The sequence below is a fragment of the Gordonia sp. SGD-V-85 genome (assembly GCF_001456905.1).
Taxonomy (GTDB): domain Bacteria; phylum Actinomycetota; class Actinomycetes; order Mycobacteriales; family Mycobacteriaceae; genus Gordonia; species Gordonia hongkongensis.
Map to the genome: position 1 here is coordinate 22,989 of NZ_LNQO01000005.1, position 22,984 is coordinate 45,972.

A 22,984-nucleotide genomic window follows, 5' to 3' on the forward strand; every position below is an offset into this window, starting at 1 on the left:
GACGGCGGCGAGGGCTCCGGGGACAGTGGCTAAGCTCTCTCGCATGGAACCCGTGTACGACACCGTGATCACCGCCGCCCGCCTGTTGTGGCTGGCCGAAGGTCTGAAGTTCAAGGTGTCGGGTGTGGAACACGTACCGGCCGACGGCCCCGGCGTCGTCGCGATCAACCACACCGGCTACCTGGACTTCACCTACGCGGGTATCCCGGCCTACCTGCAGGGCCGTCGCAAGGTCCGCTTCATGGCGAAGAAGGAGGTCTTCGACAACAAGATCTCCGGGCCGATCATGCGTTCGCTCAAGCACATTCCCGTCGACCGCGCGCAAGGTGCGGACAGCTACCGCAACGCGGTCGAGTACCTCAAGCGCGGCGAGCTCGTCGGGGTCTACCCCGAGGCGACGATCAGCCGGAGCTTCGAGCTGAAGGCCTTCAAGTCCGGTGCCGCCCGCATGGCGATCGAATCCGGCGCGCCGATCGTCCCCACGGTGATCTGGGGTGCGCAGCGCGTGTGGACCAAGGGGCACCCCAAACAGCTGGGGCGCACCGGGTACAAGATCTCCATCGGCGTCTGCGAGCCCCTCGAGGCCACGGGCAGCGCCGACGCCCTCACGGCCAAGCTGCACGAGGTCATGAGTGCGAAACTCCTCGAACTGCAGGATGCCTACGGCGAGCACCCGAAGGGTGAGTTCTGGGTCCCCGCCCGGCTCGGCGGTTCGGCGCCGACACTCGAGGAGGCCAACCGGATGGACGCCCAGGAGCAGGCCGAACGTGCCGCCAAACGCGAGCCGCGGAAGGACGACCCCGGGGTCGTCTGATCGACTGTCGGCCGGTGAGGCGGCGTTAACCTGGACCCATGAGCGCAGCCAGGCACGGACACCGCGAGCCGGTGTATCGCACCTTGGAGCTGATCGCCAACGGGATCGTCCGGGCGCAGGCTCTCGACCTGCACTTCACCGGCATCGAGAACATCCCCGACTCCGGCGGCGCCGTGCTGTGCGTCAACCACACCGGCTACGTCGACTTCCTGCCGCTCGCGCTCGGGGTGCAGCGGGCCGGACGCCGGACCCGTTTTCTCATCAAGTCCGAGGTCATGGACATCGGGATCATGCGGTTCCTGGTCAACCACACCAAGACCGTCCCGGTGGACCGGTCGCGCGGTGCCGAGGCGTATCGAGCCGCGCTCGGTCGGCTGCGGGACGGCTACATCGTCGCGGTCTATCCGGAGGCGACGATCAGCCGCAGCTTCGAGCTCAAGGAGTTCAAGAGCGGTGCGGCCCGGATGGCCGCCGAGACCGGGGTGCCCATCATCCCGGCGATCGTGTGGGGCGCCCACCGCCAGTGGACGAAGGGCGGACTGCGGAACATCGGCCGGAGCCGGCTGCCGGTGCATGTCCGGTTCGGTCTGCCGTTCACCCCAGCTCCGGGCGAGTCCCCCGAGCGTGAGACCCTGAGGCTCCGCGACACCATGAACTCGATGCTCCTCGAAGTCCAGGACGCCTACGGTCCCCACCCGCCGGGTGAGTTCTGGGTTCCGTCGCGACTGGGCGGTTCGGCACCGACACCTCAGGAAGCCGCGGTGATCGAAGCCGACGAGGCGCTCCGCAAAGCCGAGGCGCGGGCGAGACGAGCCGCCGAGAGATCACGGTCGAGAGAAAGCAGACGCTGATGACATTCGGTCCACCCACACTCATCGCCAGCGACGTGGACGGAACCCTCATCGACGACGAGAACCGGGTCTCCCCGCGCACGCTGGCCGTGCTCGCCGCCGCCCGTGCTGCCGGTACGGAATTCGTGCTGGCCACCGGTCGACCCCCGCGCTGGATCGCCGAGATCACCGACCAGTTCGCCGGCACCGACGCGTTCGTCCGGTACGCGGTGTGCGCCAACGGCGCCATCATCTACGACGCCGAGCACGACCGCGTGCTGTGGTCGGCCAATCTCGAACCCGACGCCCTGGTCAAACTCGGCGAGATCGCCTACCAGCAGATCCCGGGATGCGGCATCGCGGCCGAGCGGGCGGGCCGTTCCGCACACGACGCCGCGACCGCGCCGTTCGTCGCGAGCGCCGGCTACGAACACGCATGGCTCAACCCCGACCACGTCGAGGTCGGTGACGACGAGGTGTTCGGTGATCCGGCCGTGAAACTCCTCGTCCGCAAGCCGGGTATGGCCTCCGACGAGATGGCTCGTCGTCTGGAGCCGATGGTCGGCGACCTCGCCCAGGTGACCTTCTCCACCGACAACGGACTCATCGAGCTGTCCGTACCGGGCACACACAAGGCGTCCGGACTAGCCCGGCTCGCCGAGCTCGCCGGACTCCCCGTCGACGCGGTGATCGCGTTCGGCGACATGCCCAACGACGCCGAGATGCTCACCTGGGCGGGCCTCGGAGTCGCGATGGGACACGGTCATCCGACCGCACTCGACGCCGCCGACGAGGTCACCGTGGGCAACAACGACGACGGCGTCGCGAAGGTGCTCGAGCGCTGGTTCGCCGGAACCTGATCCGTCCCCGCGGATCGCGGACCCGGCTCAGGTCGCCGGCGGTACCGGGGCGGGGGCACCCGGTTCGACCGGCGGCGCGGGGGCGCCGGGTGCGGCCGGCGGAGGTGCCGGGGCTGCGGGATCGGCAGGCGGAGTCGGTTCGGGTGCCGGCGGCGCACCGCCGGCGAGCGCCCGGATCGCGGTGAGCGCCGCGTAGCCGTGGACTCCCGGACAGCTGGTGCTGTTGTAGTCGCGGTGCCCGGAGATGACCGGCAGGTTCGACTGCGTGCCCGCCGCGAACTTGGTGCCCGCGAACCCCTCTGAGGTCAGCGTCGCCGTGCCCGCCGGGTTGAGTCCGGCCTTGCCGAGGCGCCAGCGCAGGAACTTGCCGGTCGCCGACACCATCGCCGCGGTCGGCGGCACCTCCTCGAGGTTGCCGATCATCGACACCCCGAGGGTCTCCTTGTTGAACCCGCCGGTGTGCGTGCCCTCGACATTGCGGTCGAGTCCGCCGAACGCGCCCTCGAAGATCTGGCCGTACTTGTCGATGAGCACGTTGTACCCGATGTCGCACCAGTTCAGGCTGCGTGCGTGATAGGCGTAGATGCCCCGGACGATCTCCGCGGACTGCTGCGGGGTGTAGTCGTTGCTGCCGGCCGTGTGGTGCACGATCGCTCCGCGCATCTGCGGCGAGTACACCGGCTGCGAACAGCGGATGGACTCGTCGGCGCCCCAGGCCTGGCGGGCCACGACTTGCGGTCCGCCGGTCAGCGGCGAGAGCAACGACGAACCCAGGCCGAGCAGGCTCTCGGGGCTGATGAGCGTCGCCTTCAGCGCATTGAGGGCAACGGTGGCCAACTCCGTCACCACCGTGCTCGCGGTGCCGACGGCCAGCTGGGCGAGATCGCCGCCCTGGGTTTCCGCCGCCGGGATCGCGAGGCCGTCCTTGCTCGCGGCGACCTGCACCTCACGTGCGTCGCCCACCCAGACCGGTTCGGTACCGACCGGGTTCTTCGCGCTGGGCGCCTGTCCGCGGCTGATCTGCTCCAGGACCGTCCACGGTCCCCACTTGCCGTCGGGGTTCTTCGCACGCAGCTTGAGGTCGACGTCCACGGGTCGCTCCCAGGTGAACGCCACCATCTTGATCGGCGCCTCGCGCGCGATGTGCGTGACCGCCGCCCCGACCTCGCGGCCGTCGGCCATCGTGGGTGTCGCCGGGGTCGTGCTGCTCGGGTTCGATCGGGTCGGGGTCCCCGGTGCCCGGTCATCTCGAGGCGCCGGCTGGTCCCGCGTCGTCGACGGTGCCGACCGCTCGCTGCTGCTGGGCGCCTCGGTCGTCGGGGTGGCGGCGGGTTCGGTTGTCTCCGATCCGGTTTCCGACGGTGACGATTCTGTCGAGGGGGATTCCGGCGGCGACGATTCTGCCGATGACTCCCTCGACGGCGATCCCGACGGGGCAGAGGGATCGGTGCTCGACGATGAGCCGGCTCCCGGGACGAGACCCTTCGGCAGCGGGACCGTCAGATCCGGCAGCGGGAACGCGTCCGGGTCGATCGGCGGCAGTTCGACCCCCGCCGCGGCGAGGCCGGACGTCGCCACGTCGACGATGGCGGCGGGCAGTTCCCGTAACGGGACCTGCTCGATCTCGGTGTTGGAGACCGTCTGCTTGTTGTCCACCAGCTGTGGTTCGGACTGGCTCGCGATCACCACGAACGGGCTCGCGACGACCGCGGCGGCGATCGCGGCGAGCGCGATCGAAGGTTTCGGTCTGGGGTAACGCACTCAGGTCTCCTCGCAGGTTGGTCGGACCGCGGCACTGGTGCTCCGGGGGTGTGGTCGGGTCCGGTCAGCCGTCGACATCTGCGCAGCCGACGGCGTCGAAGCCACCAGGACTTCGAAGTCGTCGACCGTGCTCGGTACGGCGGTCATCGTCGCCGTCAGGCATCGACGACGGCGGCGACACACGCCGCGCATCGGTAACTCGTGATGTTCTTGTTATCTGTGTGACGGATGTGGCTGGTGTGCTGACGCCGGACGATGGGGTGGCCACGAATCCGGGGGCCTGACCCCCGCGCCCGAGTCACGGCGGCCCGGACAACTCGTGATCCGGTTGTGATCCCCTCGGGTTGGAGATCGGCATCTGAGTTCACTAGGGTCACTTAAGTCCCAATCGTCACATCAGTCACACGCGTTACGGGCGGTGCAGAAGTTCGCCGCCCGCGGCTGGTGTCGTCGCGACCGAAGGATGTGTTCTGCAGTGACCAAAGCCCGACCTACACGGCTTCTGCCGCGATGGACGGCGAGCGGTGCGCGGCCCGGACGGGCCCGCAACCGCGCGTTGACCTGGGCCGCGGCGGGGCTGGCGCCCGCACTGCTGGCCGGTGGACTCGCTGTCGCGAGCTCATCGGAATCGGCCGATCAGGTCGAGCTCTCGGTCGGGTCGACGGTGACGCTGATCGGGCACGGTCATGGCCACGGCCGCGGAATGGGGCAATGGGGAGCGTACGGCTACGCCCGCAAGGGCTGGACGGCACAGCAGATCCTGCGCCACTACTACGGTGGCACCACCGCGGGGAAGGTGGACAGGCCCGAGATCCTGGTGGCCCTCACGGGTCAGGGCTCGGTGAATGTGCACGCGGACGCCGGCATGCGAGTCGGTGGTCAGACGGTGGCTCCCGGGCAGGCGGTCAGCCTGTCCGGGGGCACGGCCACCATCCGCAGCGGGTGCGGCGGCGGTGTGGTGCGGTCGGTGCCGGCCACCTTCGTCGAACCCCTCAGCATGGCGCCCAACCGCCCGGCCGGTGAATTCCTCAAATTCTGCGGATCGAACAAGGCCTACCGCGGGGCCATGGGCCTCGAAGGCGGGCGCGTGGTGAACCGCATCCACATCGACGACTACGTCAAGGGCGTCATCCCGCGCGAGAGCCTGCCCGCCTGGGGCGACTCCGGCGGCGCGGCGGCGCTGCAGGCGCAGGCCGTGGCGGCCCGCACCTACGCACTTGCGGCGATCGCGGGTGGCAAGAAGATCGACGACACCCAGAATTCGCAGGTCTACGGCGGTGTCTCGGGCGAGGACCGCCGGACCAACGCGGCCGCCGACGCCACCGCCGGCCAGATCCTGATGCAGAACGGTCAACCGGCCTTCACCGAGTTCTCCGCGTCGACCGGCGGCTACACGGCCGGCGGACGTTTCCCGGCCGTCGTCGACGAGGGCGACACGGTCTCGCCCAACCACAACTGGACCGCCACCGTCAGCGCGGGCAGCATCGGATCGGCGTTCGGAGTCGGTGCGCTGCGGAGCTTCGAGGTCATCGAGGCCAACGGCCTGGGCGCCGAACACGGACGCGCGATCAAGGTGCGCGCGGTCGGCTCCGGCGGGACCGCGGAGGTGAGTGGCGAGGAAGCTCGAACCAAGCTGCAGCTGAAGTCGTCGTGGTTCGCGGTCCAGGGTCAGCCCTCGCCGCCGCGGATCGTCAAACCGCCCACCGGCCCGGCGTCGCCCGGCGGCGGGGGTATCGATTTCGGCAGCCTCAACCAGCTCGCCGAACAGATCCTGCCGGGATCGTCGAAGTTCCTCGACATGGCGACGTCGGCGATGAACGGACGGTTCGCTGACCTGGGCGGGATCACCGGACCGCTGGGCCAGGCGCTCGGTGTGCCGACCCTGACCCCCGACGCCGCGGGCGTCACCCAGCTCTTCGAGAAGGGGATGATGTTCTTCACCCCGGCCACCGGACCGCGGGTCCTCGTCGGCAAGGGGCTCGAGCGCTACCAGGATCGCGGCGGCATCCCCGCGCTCGGGTTCCCGAAGCGGGACGCCTTCCGCTGATCGGTCAGGGCTCCGGCCCGGCCTCCACGATCTGGACGGCGACATCGACGAGCTTGGTGTTGGTGTCCTGTGACAGGCGCGCGAGCAGTGCGAACGCCTCGCCCGCGTCGAGCTTGTAGCGTTCCATGATCATGCCCTTGGCCTGGCCGATGATGTCGCGCGAGCCGAGCGCGGCGCGCAGCTGCTGCTTCTCCTGGATGGCCCCGAAGGCGGTCGCGGCGTGCGCGGCGAACAGCTCGCCGAGTTGACGGGCCTCGGCGGTGAATGCCGCCGGTTCGGTGCTGTGAAGATTCAGCGCGGCCGAGTCATCGCCGTCGATGTAGAGGTAGAAGCAGGCCATCGACCGGATACCGAGATCGGCTGCCGCAGCCGCGAAGTTCGGCCAGCGCGTCTCGGTCCGCATGTCGTCGATCCAGACGGTGCGATCGGAGACCGCGGCCCGGATGCACGGGCCCTCGCCCAGTTCTCGCTGCAGATTGTCGGACTGGCCGCCGAGGTCGCCGACCATAACCGGCGTCTCGATGGTGCCGTTCGCGACGAGGGTCACGGTCGCGTACTCGGCTCCCGGAATGGCGTCGACCGCGAATTTGGTCATCGAACGAAGCGCTGCTTCGGTGTCGTCACTCTCGCGGCGCATCTCGCCGGCGATGCGCGTCATCTGAGCCCCGAAGTCCGCCAACTCGGTCACTCCTGCCTCCTCGTGAGACGTTGTTCAGAGCGCTTCGACTGGACCGACAGCAAAGCGCGGGCTTCGAACTCCCCCGGGTGTTCAAAGAGATCATTATGCCGTACGGTGCGCGTCCGCGACGGTGACGAGTCCTTCTCGTTGCGCGACCGACCCGATGGGTGACGAAGTCATCACGTCGACGCAGAAGTCCGTGTCCGAGTACGACGCTGACGGGTGCAACGCCGACGACCGCAGGGCGGCGTGCACCTCGTCACCGGTTCGCGGGTACTCCTCGACCCGCCACCGCCAGTGCACCGCGAGCACCTCGCCCGTCGGGGTCAGACATTCCGGCAACCGCGTGATCAGTTCGTCGAGATCCGCGTCACCGAGGTAATAGAGGACCTCACTGAGGACGATCAGGTCGAACCGGCCGGGCGGCCAGTCGGAGACGATGTCGCCGACGCGCACCTCGACGGAGTCGTGGCCGTCGAGTCGCTCGCGTGCGAGCTCCACCGCGCGCGGACTGACGTCCGTGCAGAGCAGATGATCGGCGCGCGTCGCCAACTGCGCGCTGAGCACGCCGACCGAGCAGCCGGGCTCGAACACCGACCCGTACCGGGGAGAGCTCAAGGCCGCCAGGCTGAGGGCGTACTTTCGTTGTTCGTACCACCGCGACGTGAAGCCCCAGGGGTCGTCGCTGTCTCGGTACATGTCGTGGAAATAGTTGTCGGCGAGCCCTTCTCGGCTCCCGGCGGTGTGGTCGTCGGCCATGTCATCCGTCCTGATGATCGTCGGTGTCGGTTGCCGTCCCGGGCCCTCGTCGATGCCGATGTCGTGAGCGTCTTGAGTTCACACGAAGACGAACTCCCGATCGCGGAGCAGGCGGTCGAGGATGTGCCGTCCGAGGACGGTGGCGTCTTCGGGGGCGGGTGACAGCGGGCGGATCTGGGTGTCGAAGGCCTGCACGGCCTCTCGTTTGGCGGCCTCGAGATCGTCGTCGAGGACGAAGGTCCGCATCCGCTCCCACGGGATGTGGGGATCGTCGGGTGTGGCCCAGTGCCACATCCAGATCGGATACATCCAGACGGGGACGCCACATCGGTCGCCGACGCGTCGGGCACCCCGTCCGACGGCCTCGTGGTCGGGATGACCGTCGTGCGCCCACACCGCCAGCAGGGCCGTCGGGGTCTCGGGCTGCTCGGCGAGGGTGTGCTCGACGATGGCCTCGATCTCGTCCTCGTGGTCGGCGAGCGTGCCGTCGCCGAGCCCGCACCATCGCGTCGGTTCGATGCCCAGAACCGATGTCGCGGAGTCCACTTCGGCGCGTCGTCGGATCGCCAGCTCGGTGGGCGAGAGCGTGGGCGAACCAGGGTGCGACGCCGAGCCGTCGGACAGGCAGAGCGCGACGACCTCGATGCCACGTCGGTGGGCAGCCGCCATCAGCCCGCCGACCCCGAGTACCTCGTCGTCGGGATGGGCGGCCAGGACCACGAGCCGCCGGACGCCCGGCTCGAAGTCGGGCCACGGACCCCGCGCGGCGAACCACCGCTGCCATTCCGATTCCGGAGTTCCCTCCGCCGAGGTGGGGGTGGCGCCGAAGCGGTGCGCCGAGGGGGAGCCGTCGGCGGTCACGGACCCGCCGATCCCGGTCCGGGTGGGACGCCGTCGGTCAGAGCACCGAGGACTGCGAGGTCTCGATCGGCGTGGGACTGCCGGATGTAGACGGTGAGATCGGCGACGGCTTGCGCGTGACCGGCGTCGGCGGACAGCGGGCCGGGACCGAGCGCGCGTCCCACCCGGTCGATCACCGCGGTCGCGACCTGTTCGACCGACCAGCGCACGGCGAAGGCGAGTCGTTTCGACGGCGCGCCCGGGTCGGTGTCGATCTCGCGTGCCGCGGCCTGCAGATGCGCCCAACCGGACGCGAGATGGGCGTCGACCGCGCCGGCGTGCATCAGCAGCAGCGGGTCGTCGGAACGGGCGGCCGCGCGGTAGAGCGGCGCCGCGACCTTGCGGGCCCCGCCGAACCAGCATGCCGCGACCCCGATCCCGCCGTGCCAGAATCCCGGCCGGTCGAGGTATGCGCCCGGTTCGCCGATCGCGTCGGCGGGCACGGCGTCGAACGTGACGGTCCCGGTGTCGGAGTCGCGCATGCCCGCGTTGGCCCACCCGGAGCTGTCCGCGGACACCCCCGGGTGGCCGAGGTCGACGCCGAACAACCGGTTGCCGGTGTCGGTGCGCGCGGTGACCAGCGCGTGGGTGCACGACGTCGCGCCGGAGCACCACTCCTTGGTCCCGCTCAGTTCCCAGCCGTATGCGCCGCGGCGGGCGTCGACGCCGCTCCCGCGGGTCTCGGCCGCCCATACACCCCAGAACTCGCCCGGGGAGGTGCCGCCGTCGCAGATCTCGGCGAGGATGGCGTCGGCGTCGGCGTGCGCCTCGACGAGGCGACCCGTGCTGATGTCGTCGGAGCAGGCCCGGACGAGGGCGGCGAACCGGTCGAGGGTGCATCCGCCGCCCGGGCGGGGGAGCGTGAAGGACGGGTCGCCGACGATCGCGCGTGCCCGTGCGGGCGTCACCCGGCGACCTCGTCGGGCCGGGCCCCGGACAGTTGCCGCAGGTAGCCCGCGAAGCCGTGCCGTGCGCGCCCGTCGCGTCGCGTAGAGGTGCGGACCGGCGCGTGCGCACCCCGTTCGATGACCGCGCCCGCGGCATGCAGGCGGTCGACGAGATCGACGTCCTCGTCGGTGTCGAGCTCGCGGAAACCGCCGACGTCGGCGTAGGTCGAGGCGCGGACGCCGAGATTGGCGCCGTGGACGTGACCGTGCCCGGGGGACGGGTCGTACTCCCGCAGGTACATCTCGTCGGTTCCCGCCGGCCACTCGTCGAAACCGTCCGGGGTGACCGTGCCCACGTACGCGTCCGCCCCCGCGGCCGCGGCGGCGACATGCTCGGCGAGCCAGTCGCGCGGAACCGTCGAATCGGCGTCGGTGGTCGCGAACCACGTGGTGGCCGGTTCCGACGACGACGGACCCACGGACGCGAAACCGGCTCCGCGCGCCGCGCCGACACAGCGGACATCGACCACCACGGTCGACAACTCGTCCGTGACCAGCGTCGCGGAGTCGTCGTCGCAGGCGTCGAGCACCACGATCACCTCCACGGGGATCGGCACCGCCGTGGCCGCGGCCTGCAGGGCTTCGAGGCACGCGGGCAGTCGCTCGGCCTCGTTGTGGACGGGCACCACGACGACGATGCGCTCGATCGGAGCCGTTGCCTGGTGTTCCCTGGGGAGCCCCTCAGCCTGCGGGGGTGTTTGTGTCTGCTCCCTGAGGAGCCCCGGAGCTTGCGGGGGTGTTTGTGTCTGCTCCCTGAGGAGCCCCGGAGCCTGCGGAGGTGGTTTCGTCTGCTCCCTGAGGAGCCCCGGAGCTTGCGGGGGTGTTTGTGTCTGCTCCCTGAGGAGCCCCGGAGCCTGCGGAGGGGCGTCACGAAGGGTCGGGGACACCCGGTCGTCGGGCGATCGTACGAACAGCGGCGTCACTCAAACCCCGAACTGGTCACAGGAGAGGATGGGGCCCGGGGGCTACAGGCCGACGTTCGAAACAATACCCGGCTTCCGTGCCAGGCCACGTTGCTCGGAGATTACTCAGGGAGGGTCCGTTACCCTGAGGACCCGTGGCAACCAGTAGCAGCTATGACCTGATCGTCGTCGGCTCCGGATTCTTCGGCCTCACCGTCGCCGAGCGGGCCGCGACGCAGCTGGGCAAACGGGTCCTCGTGCTCGATCGGCGCGACCACCTCGGTGGCAACGCGTACTCCGAGGCCGAGCCGACGACCGGCATCGAGATCCACAAGTACGGGGCGCACCTGTTCCACACCTCCAACGAGCGGGTGTGGGAGTACGTCAACCAGTTCACCGACTTCACCGGCTACCAGCACCGGGTGTTCGCCCTGCACAACGGGCAGGCCTACCAGTTCCCGATGGGCCTCGGGCTGGTCAGCCAGTTCTTCGGCCGTTACTTCAGTCCCGACGAGGCGCGGAAGCTGATCGCCGAGCAGGCCAGCGAGATCGAGACCGCCGAGGCGCGCAACCTCGAGGAGAAGGCGATCAGCCTGATCGGCCGCCCGCTCTACGAGGCGTTCATCAAGCACTACACCGCCAAGCAGTGGCAGACCGATCCCAAGGAACTGCCCGCGGGAAACATCACCCGGCTTCCGGTCCGCTACACCTTCGACAACCGCTACTTCAACGACACCTACGAGGGTCTACCGGTCGACGGTTACACCGCGTGGCTCGAGAACATGGCGGCCGACGACCGCATCGAGGTGCGCCTGTCCACCGACTGGTTCGACGTCCGTGAGCAATTGCGCGCGGACAGTCCCGACGCCCCGGTCGTCTACACCGGCCCCGTGGACCGGTACTTCGAATACTCGGCCGGCCGACTCGGCTGGCGCACACTCGACTTCGAGACCGAGGTGCTCGACACCGGCGACTTCCAGGGCACACCGGTGATGAACTACAACGACGCCGACGTCCCGTTCACCCGTATCCACGAGTTCCGACATTTCCATCCCGAGCGGGACTCCTACCCCGACGACAAGACGGTCATCATGCGGGAGTTCAGCCGGTTCGCCGAGAACGACGACGAGCCGTACTACCCGATCAACACACCCGAGGACCGGGCGATGCTGACCACCTACCGTGACCTCGCCCGCACCGAGACCGCAAGTGCCGGAGTGTTGTTCGGTGGTCGCCTGGGCACCTATCAGTACCTCGACATGCACATGGCGATCGCGAGTGCGCTCACCATGTTCGACAACACCCTGGCACCGCATCTGCGTGATGGTGCGCCGCTGGTGGCCGACCCCGCAGGAGCCGAATAGATGACGGTGACTCCCGTGAACCACTCCGACATCCCCGACGCCGGAGTGGGGCCGTCGAAGGCGAAAGCCCTTCTGCAGCGGGTGATCTTCCCGCGCGCAGGCGAACCCCTCGACGTCCGGTCGCTGTACGTCGTGGAGTCCGAGAGCAACAACCGCCGGGCGCACGCCCCCAGCCGGACCTCGGTGCTCCTCGGTGCCGAGTCCGAGGTGAGCTTCGAGACCTACTTCAACGCCTTCGCCGCGGCCTACTGGCGCCGCTGGAGCATCCTCGACTCCGTGGTGCTCCGCGTCGAGGTGATCGGCACCTGCCGCGTCGACCTGTACCGCTCCAAGATCGACGGGTCGCGTATCGGCATCGGCGGTGATCTCGTCGACACCGACGAAACCGGCCGCGGCGTAGTCGAATTCGAGCTGGACCTCGGCCCCTTCGAAGACGGCGGCTGGATCTGGTTCGACGTCACCACCGACACCGACACCGAGATCGTCTCCGCCGGTTGGTACGCGCCCATCGAGGCGCCGACCCCGGACGCGGAGACCAAGCGCGTCACGGTGGGCATCCCGACCTTCAACCGCCCCACCGACGCGGTGAACGCGTTGGCCGCGTTGACCTCCGACCCCATGGTCGACGAGGTGATCGACGCGGTGATGATGCCCGACCAGGGCACCAAGAAGGTCGTCGACGAACCCGGGTACACCGAGGCCGCGGCCGCTCTCGGCGACCGGCTGCACATCTTCGACCAGGGCAACCTCGGCGGCTCGGGCGGGTACGCGCGCATCATGTACGAGGCGCTGCGGCTCACCGACTCGCCCTACGTCCTCTACATGGACGACGACATCGCGATCGAACCCGACTCGATCCTGCGGGCGCTGGCCATGTCGCGATTCGCGAAGGCGCCCATGCTCGTCGGCGGTCAGATGCTGAACCTGCAGGACCGCAGTCACCTCCACTGCATGGGTGAGGTCATCCGGCGCGACACCTTCATGTGGACCGCGGCGCCGTTCGTCGAGTACGACCACAACTTCTCCAAACACCCACTGCGCGACCGCGAGAACTCGAAGAACCTGCACCGGCGGATCGACGTCGAGGGCAACGGTTGGTGGATGTGCATGATCCCGCGCGAATGTGCGGAGCAGATCGGCCTCCCGATGCCCCTGTTCATCAAGTGGGACGACTGGGAGTTCGCACTCCGCGCGTCGAAGGCCGGTTACCCCACCGCCACCGTGCCGGGTATCGCGATCTGGCACATGGCCTGGAGCGACAAGGACGACGCGATCGACTGGCAGGCGTACTTCCACCTGCGCAACCGGCTCGTCGTCGCTTCGATCCACCACGACGGTCCCATCAAGGGGATCGTCCGGTCGATGACCAAGGCGACCGCGAAACACCTCCTCTGCCTGGAGTATTCGACGGTCGCGATCCAGAACGAGGCGATCCGGGACTTCCTCGCCGGACCCGATCACATCCGCAGTCTGCTGCCCACCGCGCTGCCGAAGGTCGCGCAGATGCGCAAGCAGTATCCGGACGCGGTCGTCCTCCCCTCGGCGACCGAGCTGCCGCGGACCTCGGGCGAGGCAACGCATCTCGGGACCTCGATACCGCTGAACCCGATCAGCAAGATCAAGGCGCTGACCGCCGCGGTGGTGAACAATGTCCGCCCGGCCGATCCCCGGCATCACGAGGTGCCGCAGGCCAACTTCCCACCGATCGAGGCGCGATGGTTCTCCCTCGGACGGGTCGACGGTGTCACGGTCACCACCGCCGACGGCCGCGGCGTCGTCTACCGGCAGCGCGACCGCGAGAAGATGATCGAGCTCGCCCGGGAACATTTCGCCCTCGTGAAGGAATTGCAGGACAAGTTCCCGGAGATGAAGCAGCAGTACAGGTCCGCACACCGCGACCTGACGTCGAAGGAGAGCTGGGCGGGTGTCTTCGGAATCTGATGGTCCGGTGATCGGCAGCGGGGGCGACACGGTCCTGGAGGACCGTGCGGAGACGGGGAAGGTCCCGGCCGACGACACCCCGCGTCCCCTGAACGGCGAGGAGAAGGCGCTGGTCGCCATCCAGGCCGGGCTCGGCGCCCGCCCGGGCGTCCGCCCGGCCGCGCGCGGACTGTCGCACGTGGGCGAGCACGCGCTGGGCTGGCTCGCGATCTCGGGGACCGGTTGGGCCCTGGCCCGCCGCCGCGGTGACGTACGGGCGCAACAGCTCTGGCTCGAGGCGGGAGTGGGCGCCTTCGGCGCGCACGCCGCGTCGGTGATCATCAAGCGGATCGTGCGCCGCCCGCGGCCCGCACACCCGGCGATCGCCATCGGGGTGTCGACGCCGAGCAAACTGAGTTTCCCGTCCTCACACGCCACCTCGACCACCGCGGCCGCGATCCTCATCGGCCGCGCCGCCGGCTGGGACCCGAAGGTGCTGCCCGCTGTGCTGGTCCCGCCGATGCTGCTGTCCCGACTGGTGCTGGGCGTGCACTACCCGACCGACGTCACCGCGGGTGCCGCGATCGGTGCCGCGAGCGCAGCGGCGGTCATCGCGGGCGATAAGGTGCTGCTCGAACCCACCCGGAATGACCAGGAGTCCGGACGTGCCCGCCGCGCGGCGCGCGTCCTGGCCCGGCTCGGCCTGACGGCCGCGGTCCCCGGCGGGACGCTGCGTCTTGCCGCGTCCCCCGTCATCGCGCGGGTGACACGACACAGGGAGAGTGCATGAGCGAGGAGCCGATCGAGCACGGGAAGGTTCTCGGACCGCCGAAGAACCTGACGTCCGGGCTGATCAAGGCCGTCCGGCCGCGGCAGTGGGTCAAGAACGTCCTGGTGCTCGCCGCTCCGCTCGCCGCGGGCAACATCACCGACGTCTCGGTGCTGGGCTCCGCCGGTATCGCCTTCGTCGCCTTCTGCCTCGCCGCGTCGAGCATCTACCTGGTCAACGACGCGATGGACGTCGAGTCCGACCGCAACCACCCGACCAAGCGGTTCCGGCCGATCGCGGCCGGCGTCGTCCCGGTGACCCTGGCCTATGTCCTCGCCGTCGTCCTCCTCGTCGGCTCGATCGGCATCGCGTTCCTCGCCAACTGGCAGACGGCCGTCGTCATCGCCATCTACCTGGTGATCCAGCTCGGCTACTGCTTCGGCCTGAAGAACCAGGCCGTCATCGACATCTGCATCGTGTCGTCGGGCTTCCTGCTGCGCGCCATCGCCGGTGGTGTGGCCGCCGAGATCGTGCTGTCGCAGTGGTTCCTGCTCGTGATGGCCTTCGGGTCGCTCTTCATGGCGGCCGGTAAGCGCTACGCCGAACTCCAGCTCGCCGAACGCACGGGCGCCAAGATCCGCAAGGCCCTCGAGTACTACACGACCACCTACCTGCGCTTCGTGTGGACCCTGTCGGCGACCGCGGTCGTGATCTTCTACGGCCTGTGGGCCTTCGACAAGGGCTCCGACCACGACACCAACGTCGCGTACGCCATCTCGATGGTGCCGTTCACCGTGGCGATCCTGCGCTACGCCGTCGACGTCGACGGGGGTGCCGCGGGCGAGCCCGAGGAGATCGCGCTCGGCGATCGTGTCCTGCAGCTGCTCGCCGTGGCGTGGCTGGTGTGTGTGGGTGTCGCGGTCTATGCAGTCAATTGACGGATCGCCAACCGGATTCCGGGCGCTGACGACCGGCCGCACCAAGGTCGCGGCCGTCAGTTTCGTCGTCGGGGCCGCCGTCGTCACGACGTTCTTCGCTATCGGTGCGTGGCAGCGCCGGTGGATCGCCGACGACGGGCTCATCGTCCTGCGGACGCTGCGCAACCTCTTCGCCGGCAACGGTCCGGTCTTCAACGCCGGGGAGCGGGTCGAGGCGAACACGTCAACCGCCTGGACCTACCTGCTGTGGTTCTGGGCGTGGATCACCGACGGTCAACTCGAGTACGTCGCGCTCTGGGTGGCGCTGGTGTGCTCGGTCGCCGCGATCCCGATCGCGATGTACGGCAGCGCGCGCCTGTTCGGGACACGCATCGGCGGGCTCACCGGCGACGGCTGGACCCTGCTGCTGCCGTTCGGCGCGGTCATCTACATCGCCATTCCGCCCGCGCGCGACTTCGCCACGAGCGGGCTCGAGAACGGACTCTGCATCTTCTGGGCGGCCGTCCTGTGGTGCCAGCTCGTCGCCTGGGCGCGGCGCGGCCCGCGCACGAGCCGCAGGAGCGCGGCGGCCACGCTCGTACTCGCCTTCACCGCCGGTCTGGCGCCGCTGATCCGGCCCGAACTGGCGATCCTCGGCGGCCTCGTCCTGCTGCTGGTGTTCTTCGCGCCCCTCGGCTGGAAGATGCGTCTGGGCGTCGTCGTGGTCGCGGGGACCCTGCCGGTCGGCTACCAGATCTTCCGCATGGGCTACTACGCCCTGCTGGTTCCCAACCCCGCGGTCGCGAAGGACGCCAGCGGTGCCAAGTGGGACCAGGGCTTCGCCTACCTGACCAACCTCTTCGGCCCCTACGTGCTCGTGCTGCCGGTCGTCCTGGCGGCGGTGGCCGGGGTGCTGCTGGTCGTCGGCGGCCGCATGCGGTCGACGAGGGCCGACGCCACCGGTGCCGACGCGACCGCGGATTCGGGTGACGCAACGGCCGACTCGACGACGGACACCCGGCCGTCGCGACTCGCCGGATGGTCGCGCCGGCTGCAGTCCTCGACCGCGGTCGTGACCGTCGTGGTCCTCGCCGGCATCGTGCTGATCGTCTACTGGATGCGTCAGGGCGGCGACTTCATGCACGGCCGGGTGCTGCTCGTTCCGATCTTCATCACCCTGTTGCCCTTGATGGTCGTGCCGGTGACGATTCCCGCCCACGTCGGTGCGGCGTTCCGTCGCCGGCCGTCGACGGACTCCGAGTCCGTGATCTCCGACCCGGTGGACGACGCCGCTCCACCGGTGACCGCACCCGACCCCGCCGACCGCCGGCGCGCGCGGGCCCAACTGGTCGGCGCGGTCGCCATGAGCGCCATGTGGATCACCGTCGTCGTGTGGGCGGTCTCCACCCACGCCAACGTGCTGCCGAACGCGGGGATCGACATCGGACGCAGCGGCATCGTCGACGAGCGCCGCTTCTACGTCACCAACATGGGCAACGAGAACCCGGTGACGGCCGAGGACTACCTCGACTATCCGCGCATGAGCGCGATGGTCGAGAAGATCGACGAGTACCGCGAGGACGGCGGCGTCATCCTGCCGTCGTTCAACTACGACGAGTGGTACGTGGCGCAACTTCCCGGCGTGATGCCGAAGGGTGCCGAGCGGCAGGTGACCGTCTACTTCCTCAACCTCGGCATGACGAGCATGAACGCCCCGCTGGATGTGCGCGTCATCGACCAGATGGGTCTGGCGTACCCGCTCGCCGCACACACCGAGCGTCTCGAGGACGGCCGCATCGGCCACGACAAGATCCTGCCGAGCGAGTGGGTCGTCGCCGAGGCCGGGGCATACCCGCGCCGCCCCGTGCTGCCCGGTTATCTCGACGAGGACCTGGTCCGTCAGGCCCAGGTGGCGCTGCAGTGCCCGGAGACCAAGGACCGGTTCGCCTCGTTCGAGGCGCCGTGGTCCTTCGACCGCTTCAAGCACAACCTGCGTCAGGCGTTCATCTTCAACAGCTATCGCATCCAGCGTGAGCCGGAGTACGAGATCCAGCGCTGCGGCCTGGAGATGCCACCGCCGGTGAACCCGCGCTAGTGACGCGCGCCCGGGCGCGGCACCCAACCACACGACACCAAGAGAATCCCGAGAAAACGCGGGGTCGAACCTGTGGAGTTGCCGTCGAACATCTCGGATCGGTAACGTCCCCGTGGGCGCGGCCGATAGAAAGGTCGTGACTGAGGCGTTCTGAACTGCTGGGACGTCGAAGTGACGGGGGTTGTGATCGCGATCACATGGTTTGTCACGTTCGGGGGCATCGAATAGGCTCGCCGACGGTGAATCGCATGCGAGAACGACTCGTGGACGACGTCGCGCCGCGCAATGAGCCGGGGGACGAAAAATGTGTGACGCACAAGGACCGGTAGGCCACCGGGGACCATGAGTTCCGGCCGATCGGCTGAAGAGGGAGATTCTGTACATGCGTGAAGCTGCCACCGAGGCGCCGAGGCCTGCGCGCAACCGGATGAGCAACCGGTTGATCGCCGCTTTCGTCGCCATCCTGACAGTTGTGGGACTGACCGGCGTCGTCGCCGGCCAGGCCAACGCCCGGATCGGCGGAACGCAGGTCGGCAAGCAGGAGTTCTGGGTCAACGGCTGCGGGATGCCGAACGTCAAGGTCCGCGCCTGGAAGAAGCCCGGCAACTACAAGACCGTCATCCTCCTCGACGGCATGCGCGCCCAGTACGACTACAGCGGCTGGGAGATCAACACCAACGTCCAGGAGATGGTGAAGTCCGGCGTCAACGTCGTCGAGCCCATCGGTGGACCCGCGAGCTTCTACACGGACTGGGACGCACCCAGCAACTTCAACCGGCAGCCCTACCGGTACCGCTGGAACTGTGTCATCAGCCGGACTCTCATCAGTGCGCTCGACGCCCGCGGCTTCCGCGTCGGACCGTCGAAGCGCTACGCCATCATGGGCCTGTCCATGGGCGGTAACGCCGCTCTGGTCCTCGGTGCCCAGAACCGCCAGCACTTCGACCGCGCCGGCTCGCTCTCGGGTTACAACTTCCTGAGCGCACCCGGCATGCGTACCGCGCTGCGCCTCGCGATGCTCGACGTCGACCCGAAGCCGTGGAACATCGACGCGATGTGGGGCCCGCCGTGGAGCATCCGCTGGTTCCAGAACGATCCCTTCTGGAACATCGGCCTGATGCGCGGAATGAAGGTCTTCGTCGGTTCCGGTAACGGTCTGTTCGGCCGCTACAACGCACTGCCCAACGTGTTCGACGACCTGTTCAAGGGTTCGACCCTCGAGCTGCTCGCCTTCACGCAGTCCAAGGCCTTCGAGGCCGCGGCCTTCGTCCAGGGCGTCCCGCTGATGACCTACTACGCCAACGGCACCCACGCCTGGGGCTACTGGCAGGACATGATCTGGAACGCCAAGAACCGCGGGTTCTTCCGCTGATCTGACATCGCCGGTTCGCCGGCCACACGACGCCCCGCCCGGGTTTCCGGGCGGGGCGTCGTCGTGTCAGCTCGCTCCTCGGTATCTGCGGGATGACGGCCGTCGTGGACCACGACAAGCCCAACCACTGCTCCCTGAGGAGGCCGGAGCTTGCGGAGGCCGTCACGAAGGGTCCTGGTGAGATGACGTCGCCAAACCCTTCGTGACGCGCCCTCCGCAGGCTCCGGGCGCTCCTCAGGGAGCAGAAGCAGCCGCGCCCTCCGCAGGCTCCGGGCGCTCCTCAGGGAGCAGAAGCAGCCGCGCCCTCCGCAGGCTCCGGGCGCTCCTCAGGGAGCAGGCCGGGATATCAACTGTCACAAAAATCCCACGTGTCACAGCGTGGCGTGCGGACATGTCTCGCTGCGCCGTGTAAGAAACTCCTGAGGCGTTTGATACTCATGAGGCATGTGTGACTGACGGGGAATCGGTCACGACGCTGCGGGCGCCGGCGTACAGGGGCGAAGGAGTTCTGGAGAGTGATGCGGCGAAACAGTGGTATAGGCAGGGTCGACGCGCGACCGGCTGACGCAGGACAGGGTGACGCGCGCCCGGCCGGTCGTCGGGCGACCCTTCGCCCGGTGACGGCGGCCGTGGTCGCGCTGGCAACCGCCGCGGTGTTGGTCATCGGCAACGGTCTCGCCGGCGCCGAGCCCGCTCCGGCCCCGCCTGCCCCCGCGGCCCCGCCCGCGCCCCCGGCGTCGCCGAGCGCTCCCGCGCCCGCGCCACCGAACTCGCGCGCCCCGGTCGCTCCGGCGTCGGAGCCGGCCGCCCAGCCGGCGAGGGTGACGAACACCTACTGGTACACCGACCGGCGCGTGGCCCTGTGGGTCTACTCGCCGGCGATGAACACCAACATCCAGGTGCAGATCCTGCTGGCCCGTGACTGGCACGCGAAGCCGAAGGAGAAGTTCCCGCAGCTGACGATGCTCGACGGCCTGCGCGCGCAGGACGATCAGAGCGGCTGGATCATCAACACCAAGATCGTCGACTTCTACAAGGACAAGAACGTCAACGTCATCCTGCCGATCGGTGGTGAGTCGAGCTTCTACACCGACTGGAAGGAACCTGACCGCGGCAAGAACTACAAGTGGGAGACGTTCCTCATGCGGGAACTGCCGCCCATCCTGGAGAACGACTGGCGCTCCACGGACGTCCGCGGCATCGAGGGCCTGTCGATGGGTGGCTCCGCGGCCATGATGCTGGCCGCGCGCAATCCCGGCTTCTACAAGTTCGCGGCGTCGTTCTCGGGGATCCTGCAGCTGAGTTCGTTCGGCATGCCGCAGGCCATCCAGTTCGCGGTGCGCGACGGTGGCGGCTACGACTCGATGAAGATGTTCGGCCCGCCCTCCGATCCGGCGTGGAAAGAGCACGACCCCTATCTGATGGTCGACAAACTGCAGGGCACGAGCCTGTACGTCTCCTCGGGCAACGGCATGGTCGGGCCGCACGACAAGCCGTCGGACATCCCGATGCTCGCGACCAACTATTCCGGCGTCGGACTCGAGATGCTGAGCCGCGTGACCTCGCAACAGTTCGCGATCCAGTTGAACCGCAAGGGGATTCCGGGCCAGGCGAACTACCGGCCGTCGGGCACCCACACCTGGCCGTACTGGGAGTTCGAGATGATGCAGGCGTGGCCGCAGGCCGCCGCGGCACTCGGACTGTCGCGCGACGCGGTCGCATGCCGCGTCGACGGCGCCTTCCGCAAGGTCTGGGACGCCAACAAGGCGACGCTCGGGGGCTGCCTCACCCCGTCGTACGCGGTTGCCGGTGGCAAGGCACAGGACTTCGCCGGCGGACGCATGTTCACCGGCCCGAAGGGTCCGAAGATCGTCACCGGCGCGATCGGTGGCGCCTACGTCGCTGCCGGTGGACCGAGCGGACGTCTCGGCAAGCCGACGACCGACGAACTCCCGACCCGCGACGGCAAGGGCCGCGTCAACCACTTCGAGCACGGCCGGATCACCTGGACGGCGAAGGACGGCACCAAGGTCCTGAAGTGACGGTCAGATGGAGGGGGCGGGGCGCCGACGGTGCCCCAACCTCGACCCCACGTGTGTACGGCCTGAAACTTCGCTGAGGAATCGGACCGTTACCGCAGGTGGTGCTGGTGCGGCGGCCGGAACGGCCCCGCGCGGACGGTAGCCTGACGTGGTGTGCGATGCAGGGTGCCCCTGCGTTGCGATCGGCCGCAGGCCGGACGTGAGTGTCGCCGGACGAGACCGTCCGGCGGTGCGTTGATCTCGACCCGAAAGGTTCGGCAGGAAGTGGCGATGACAACGAAGTGTGTGCGGCTGGTGCTGGCCGTGACGGGCCTCGCTCTCGCGCTCGGGTCCGTGTCGGCCTGCGCCGATGACTCGACGGCCAGTGCGCCGATCACCAACAACCCGGTCACGACGACATCGCTGTACTCGGCCGCTCCCTCGACGAGCGCGTCGCCGGGTTCTACATCCGAGGAGACCACCCCGTCCACGCCCGGCGGCACGTCGGAGCTGCCGGCGACCGAACCGAACCCCAGCACGAAGGTCCCGGCCAGCTTCCCCGGACCCAGCGGCCAGCCGCTCGACGACAAGGCCCGCGCGTATCTCGCCGCGTTGAAGCAGCAGGACGTCACGTTCATGGGTGACAACGACAATTCAGTGGCCCTGACGATGGCGAAGTACGTCTGTGGTGCCAAGCAGAAGGGCACCGACCCGAGCATGGTGAAGGCCTTCGTCACCGCCTCCGTGGGTCCGGGGGCGGACAACGTCGAGGAAGCGAACTCGAAGGCCGACAAGGTCATCCGCGCGGCCGAACAGCACTACTGCTGACGTGGCCGCTCGACGCAACGCCGCGGGCCGCACCCGGAAGGGTCCCGTCCGGCGGCTCGGCGCTTTCGCGCTGCTCCTCCTCGCGCTCGCGGTCATCGCGATCGTGCTCATCGTCGTGCTGGTCCTGGTGTGGCTGGCTCCGGGACCCGCGCCGATCGGCCCCGGCGGGCCGTCGACGACCCCGCCGTCGAAAGAACGGCCGGATGCACAGCCGGCGGACTGCCCGGACGTCCTGACCGTCGTCGTGCCCGGGACCTGGGAGTCCAGCGCCGACGACGATCCGTACGCGCCGTCGGCGAATCCGAACTCGTTGATGCTGCGCGTGTCGCGTGCCCTCTCGAATGACTTCGACTCGTCCCGCAGCGAGATCTACACCGTTCCCTACACGGCGCAGTTCCGGAATCCGACCAACCTCGCCGACCGGCAGGCCGACTACAACGTGTCACGCACGCAGGGGTACAAGCGCGCGGCGGGCAAGATCATCTCCACCAACGAACGCTGCCCGCTGACGAGCTACGTGATCATGGGATTCAGTCAGGGTGCGGTCATCGCCGGCGATCTGGCCAGCAACATCGGCAACGGCCGGGGCGTCCTCGAGGACGGTGACCAGGATCTCGTGCTGGGCGTCGGGCTGATCGCCGACGGTCGGCGCCAACCGGGTGAGCAGAACGACATCGAGCCGAGCCCGAACGGCGTGGGTGCCGAGATCGCGCTCGGCGGCATGGGCAACCTCGTTCCCGGCATCTCCATGACCGGCCCGCGCACCGGCGGTTTCGGCGACCTCCGTGACCGGGTTCAATCCATCTGCGCCCCGGGCGATCTCATCTGTGACTCGCCGACGATCGTCAACCCGCTGGCGGCGGTGTCGAAGCTGGCGAACGCGGCGTCGAACCCCGTCCACGCGATGTACGCGACCACCCGCTACTGGGAGAACGACGGTCAGACCGCGACCCAGTGGATGTACGACTGGTCCAAGGATCTCATCGAGGACGCACCCCAGCCGAAGCACAACTGACCGGCAGCCTGCCGGTCACGGCTGACCGGATAGAAGCGTCTTCAGACGCGACTCACCCGACCGCCCGCATCGTCGAACTAACCGGCCGGTAACCTCTTGTCGCGGCTGCGGCCGATTCGTTTGGCGGCGCCGTCACGCTGCATTAACGTGTTGGGCTGGCCCGAGGAACACCGCAGTGCGCCGC

At 68.8% G+C, this 22,984-nt stretch carries 19 protein-coding genes; 13 read left to right on the forward strand and 6 right to left on the reverse strand.

Annotated features, from left to right (window positions below):
- The first annotated feature begins 43 nt into the window (after positions 1-43).
- Genes AS181_RS07210 through AS181_RS07220 form a run of 3 tightly spaced genes read left to right on the forward strand, consistent with a single transcriptional unit; the run spans position 44 to position 2,504 of the window.
- A complete protein-coding gene (locus AS181_RS07210) occupies positions 44-814 on the forward strand; it encodes a lysophospholipid acyltransferase family protein (RefSeq protein ID WP_058250924.1) in 771 nt (256 codons plus the stop codon).
- Positions 815-852: 38 nt separating this feature from the next.
- The gene (locus tag AS181_RS07215; RefSeq protein WP_058250925.1) at positions 853-1,665 is read left to right on the forward strand and encodes a lysophospholipid acyltransferase family protein; all 813 of its coding nucleotides are present in this window, start codon (positions 853-855) and stop codon (positions 1,663-1,665) included.
- Positions 1,665-2,504, forward strand: coding sequence for a Cof-type HAD-IIB family hydrolase (locus AS181_RS07220; protein ID WP_058250926.1), 840 nt, complete (start codon positions 1,665-1,667; stop codon positions 2,502-2,504). Before AS181_RS07215 ends, AS181_RS07220 begins: the two co-directional genes overlap by 1 nt.
- Before the next feature lie 27 nt (positions 2,505-2,531).
- Here AS181_RS07220 and AS181_RS07225 read toward each other — a convergent pair whose 3' ends face one another.
- A complete protein-coding gene (locus AS181_RS07225) occupies positions 2,532-4,265 on the reverse strand; it encodes a peptidoglycan recognition protein family protein (RefSeq protein WP_058250927.1) in 1,734 nt (577 codons plus the stop codon).
- Positions 4,266-4,728: 463 nt separating this feature from the next.
- Here AS181_RS07225 and AS181_RS07230 point away from each other — a divergent pair, with 463 nt between their 5' ends.
- Positions 4,729-6,312, forward strand: coding sequence for a SpoIID/LytB domain-containing protein (locus AS181_RS07230; protein WP_231742331.1), 1,584 nt, complete (start codon positions 4,729-4,731; stop codon positions 6,310-6,312).
- A gap of 4 nt (positions 6,313-6,316) precedes the next feature.
- On the opposite strand, the gene AS181_RS07235 is transcribed toward AS181_RS07230, so the two are convergent.
- From AS181_RS07235 to AS181_RS07255, 5 genes are all read right to left on the reverse strand, one after another.
- Positions 6,317-7,000 (reverse strand): GAF and ANTAR domain-containing protein, encoded by a 684-nt coding sequence (locus AS181_RS07235; protein ID WP_082652882.1) that lies wholly within the window; start codon positions 6,998-7,000, stop codon positions 6,317-6,319.
- Positions 7,001-7,093: 93 nt separating this feature from the next.
- Positions 7,094-7,750, reverse strand: coding sequence for a class I SAM-dependent DNA methyltransferase (locus AS181_RS07240; protein ID WP_058250928.1), 657 nt, complete (start codon positions 7,748-7,750; stop codon positions 7,094-7,096).
- 78 nt (positions 7,751-7,828) lie between these two features.
- Entirely contained in the window at positions 7,829-8,611 is a 783-nt protein-coding gene (locus AS181_RS07245) for a PIG-L deacetylase family protein (RefSeq protein WP_058250929.1), read from the reverse strand.
- On the reverse strand, positions 8,608-9,558 hold the full coding sequence (locus AS181_RS07250) for an acyl-CoA dehydrogenase family protein (RefSeq protein ID WP_058250930.1): 951 nt from the start codon (positions 9,556-9,558) through the stop codon (positions 8,608-8,610). The genes AS181_RS07245 and AS181_RS07250 overlap by 4 nt, the downstream gene beginning before the upstream one ends.
- The gene (locus AS181_RS07255; RefSeq protein ID WP_231742333.1) at positions 9,555-10,226 is read right to left on the reverse strand and encodes a glycosyltransferase; all 672 of its coding nucleotides are present in this window, start codon (positions 10,224-10,226) and stop codon (positions 9,555-9,557) included. The genes AS181_RS07250 and AS181_RS07255 overlap by 4 nt, the downstream gene beginning before the upstream one ends.
- 428 nt (positions 10,227-10,654) lie before the next feature.
- Between AS181_RS07255 and glf the strand changes: the two genes are divergently transcribed.
- The 9 genes from glf (at position 10,655) to AS181_RS07300 (ending at position 22,800) form a co-directional block, all read left to right on the forward strand.
- Positions 10,655-11,863, forward strand: coding sequence for a UDP-galactopyranose mutase (gene glf / locus AS181_RS07260; protein WP_058250931.1), 1,209 nt, complete (start codon positions 10,655-10,657; stop codon positions 11,861-11,863).
- Entirely contained in the window at positions 11,864-13,804 is a 1,941-nt protein-coding gene (locus AS181_RS07265; RefSeq protein WP_058250932.1) for a glycosyltransferase, read from the forward strand. It abuts the gene before it with no gap.
- Positions 13,788-14,573 (forward strand): phosphatase PAP2 family protein, encoded by a 786-nt coding sequence (locus AS181_RS07270; RefSeq protein WP_396275665.1) that lies wholly within the window; start codon positions 13,788-13,790, stop codon positions 14,571-14,573. The genes AS181_RS07265 and AS181_RS07270 overlap by 17 nt, the downstream gene beginning before the upstream one ends.
- The gene (locus AS181_RS07275) at positions 14,570-15,490 is read left to right on the forward strand and encodes a decaprenyl-phosphate phosphoribosyltransferase (RefSeq protein WP_058250933.1); all 921 of its coding nucleotides are present in this window, start codon (positions 14,570-14,572) and stop codon (positions 15,488-15,490) included. Before AS181_RS07270 ends, AS181_RS07275 begins: the two co-directional genes overlap by 4 nt.
- Positions 15,477-17,564 (forward strand): flagellar motor control protein ZomB, encoded by a 2,088-nt coding sequence (zomB, locus tag AS181_RS07280; protein ID WP_058250934.1) that lies wholly within the window; start codon positions 15,477-15,479, stop codon positions 17,562-17,564. Before AS181_RS07275 ends, zomB begins: the two co-directional genes overlap by 14 nt.
- A gap of 382 nt (positions 17,565-17,946) precedes the next feature.
- Complete coding sequence (locus tag AS181_RS07285; protein WP_004021369.1) at positions 17,947-18,936, forward strand: alpha/beta hydrolase; 990 nt, start codon at positions 17,947-17,949, stop codon at positions 18,934-18,936.
- Between the two features lie 518 nt (positions 18,937-19,454).
- A complete protein-coding gene (locus AS181_RS07290) occupies positions 19,455-20,978 on the forward strand; it encodes an alpha/beta hydrolase-fold protein (protein WP_058250935.1) in 1,524 nt (507 codons plus the stop codon).
- A 270-nt stretch (positions 20,979-21,248) separates the two neighbouring features.
- Positions 21,249-21,785: a DUF732 domain-containing protein gene (locus tag AS181_RS07295; RefSeq protein ID WP_058251122.1), complete on the forward strand. Its 537-nt coding sequence runs from the start codon at positions 21,249-21,251 to the stop codon at positions 21,783-21,785.
- A 1-nt stretch (position 21,786) separates the two neighbouring features.
- Complete coding sequence (locus AS181_RS07300; RefSeq protein ID WP_058250936.1) at positions 21,787-22,800, forward strand: cutinase family protein; 1,014 nt, start codon at positions 21,787-21,789, stop codon at positions 22,798-22,800.
- Positions 22,801-22,984: the final 184 nt, after the last annotated feature.

Bases quoted from the DNA above. Each gene is read 5' to 3' on its own strand.
- AS181_RS07220 (WP_058250926.1), top strand. From the start codon at position 1,665: ATGACATTCGGTCCACCCACACTCATCGCCAGCGACGTGGACGGAACC.
- AS181_RS07210 (WP_058250924.1), top strand. From the start codon at position 44: ATGGAACCCGTGTACGACACCGTGATCACCGCCGCCCGCCTGTTGTGG.
- AS181_RS07230 (WP_231742331.1), top strand. From the start codon at position 4,729: ATGTGTTCTGCAGTGACCAAAGCCCGACCTACACGGCTTCTGCCGCGA.
- AS181_RS07295 (WP_058251122.1), top strand. From the start codon at position 21,249: ATGACAACGAAGTGTGTGCGGCTGGTGCTGGCCGTGACGGGCCTCGCT.
- AS181_RS07290 (WP_058250935.1), top strand. From the start codon at position 19,455: ATGCGGCGAAACAGTGGTATAGGCAGGGTCGACGCGCGACCGGCTGAC.
- AS181_RS07275 (WP_058250933.1), top strand. From the start codon at position 14,570: ATGAGCGAGGAGCCGATCGAGCACGGGAAGGTTCTCGGACCGCCGAAG.
- AS181_RS07215 (WP_058250925.1), top strand. From the start codon at position 853: ATGAGCGCAGCCAGGCACGGACACCGCGAGCCGGTGTATCGCACCTTG.
- AS181_RS07285 (WP_004021369.1), top strand. From the start codon at position 17,947: ATGCGTGAAGCTGCCACCGAGGCGCCGAGGCCTGCGCGCAACCGGATG.
- AS181_RS07240 (WP_058250928.1), bottom strand. From the start codon at position 7,750: ATGGCCGACGACCACACCGCCGGGAGCCGAGAAGGGCTCGCCGACAAC.
- AS181_RS07265 (WP_058250932.1), top strand. From the start codon at position 11,864: ATGACGGTGACTCCCGTGAACCACTCCGACATCCCCGACGCCGGAGTG.
- zomB (WP_058250934.1), top strand. From the start codon at position 15,477: ATGCAGTCAATTGACGGATCGCCAACCGGATTCCGGGCGCTGACGACC.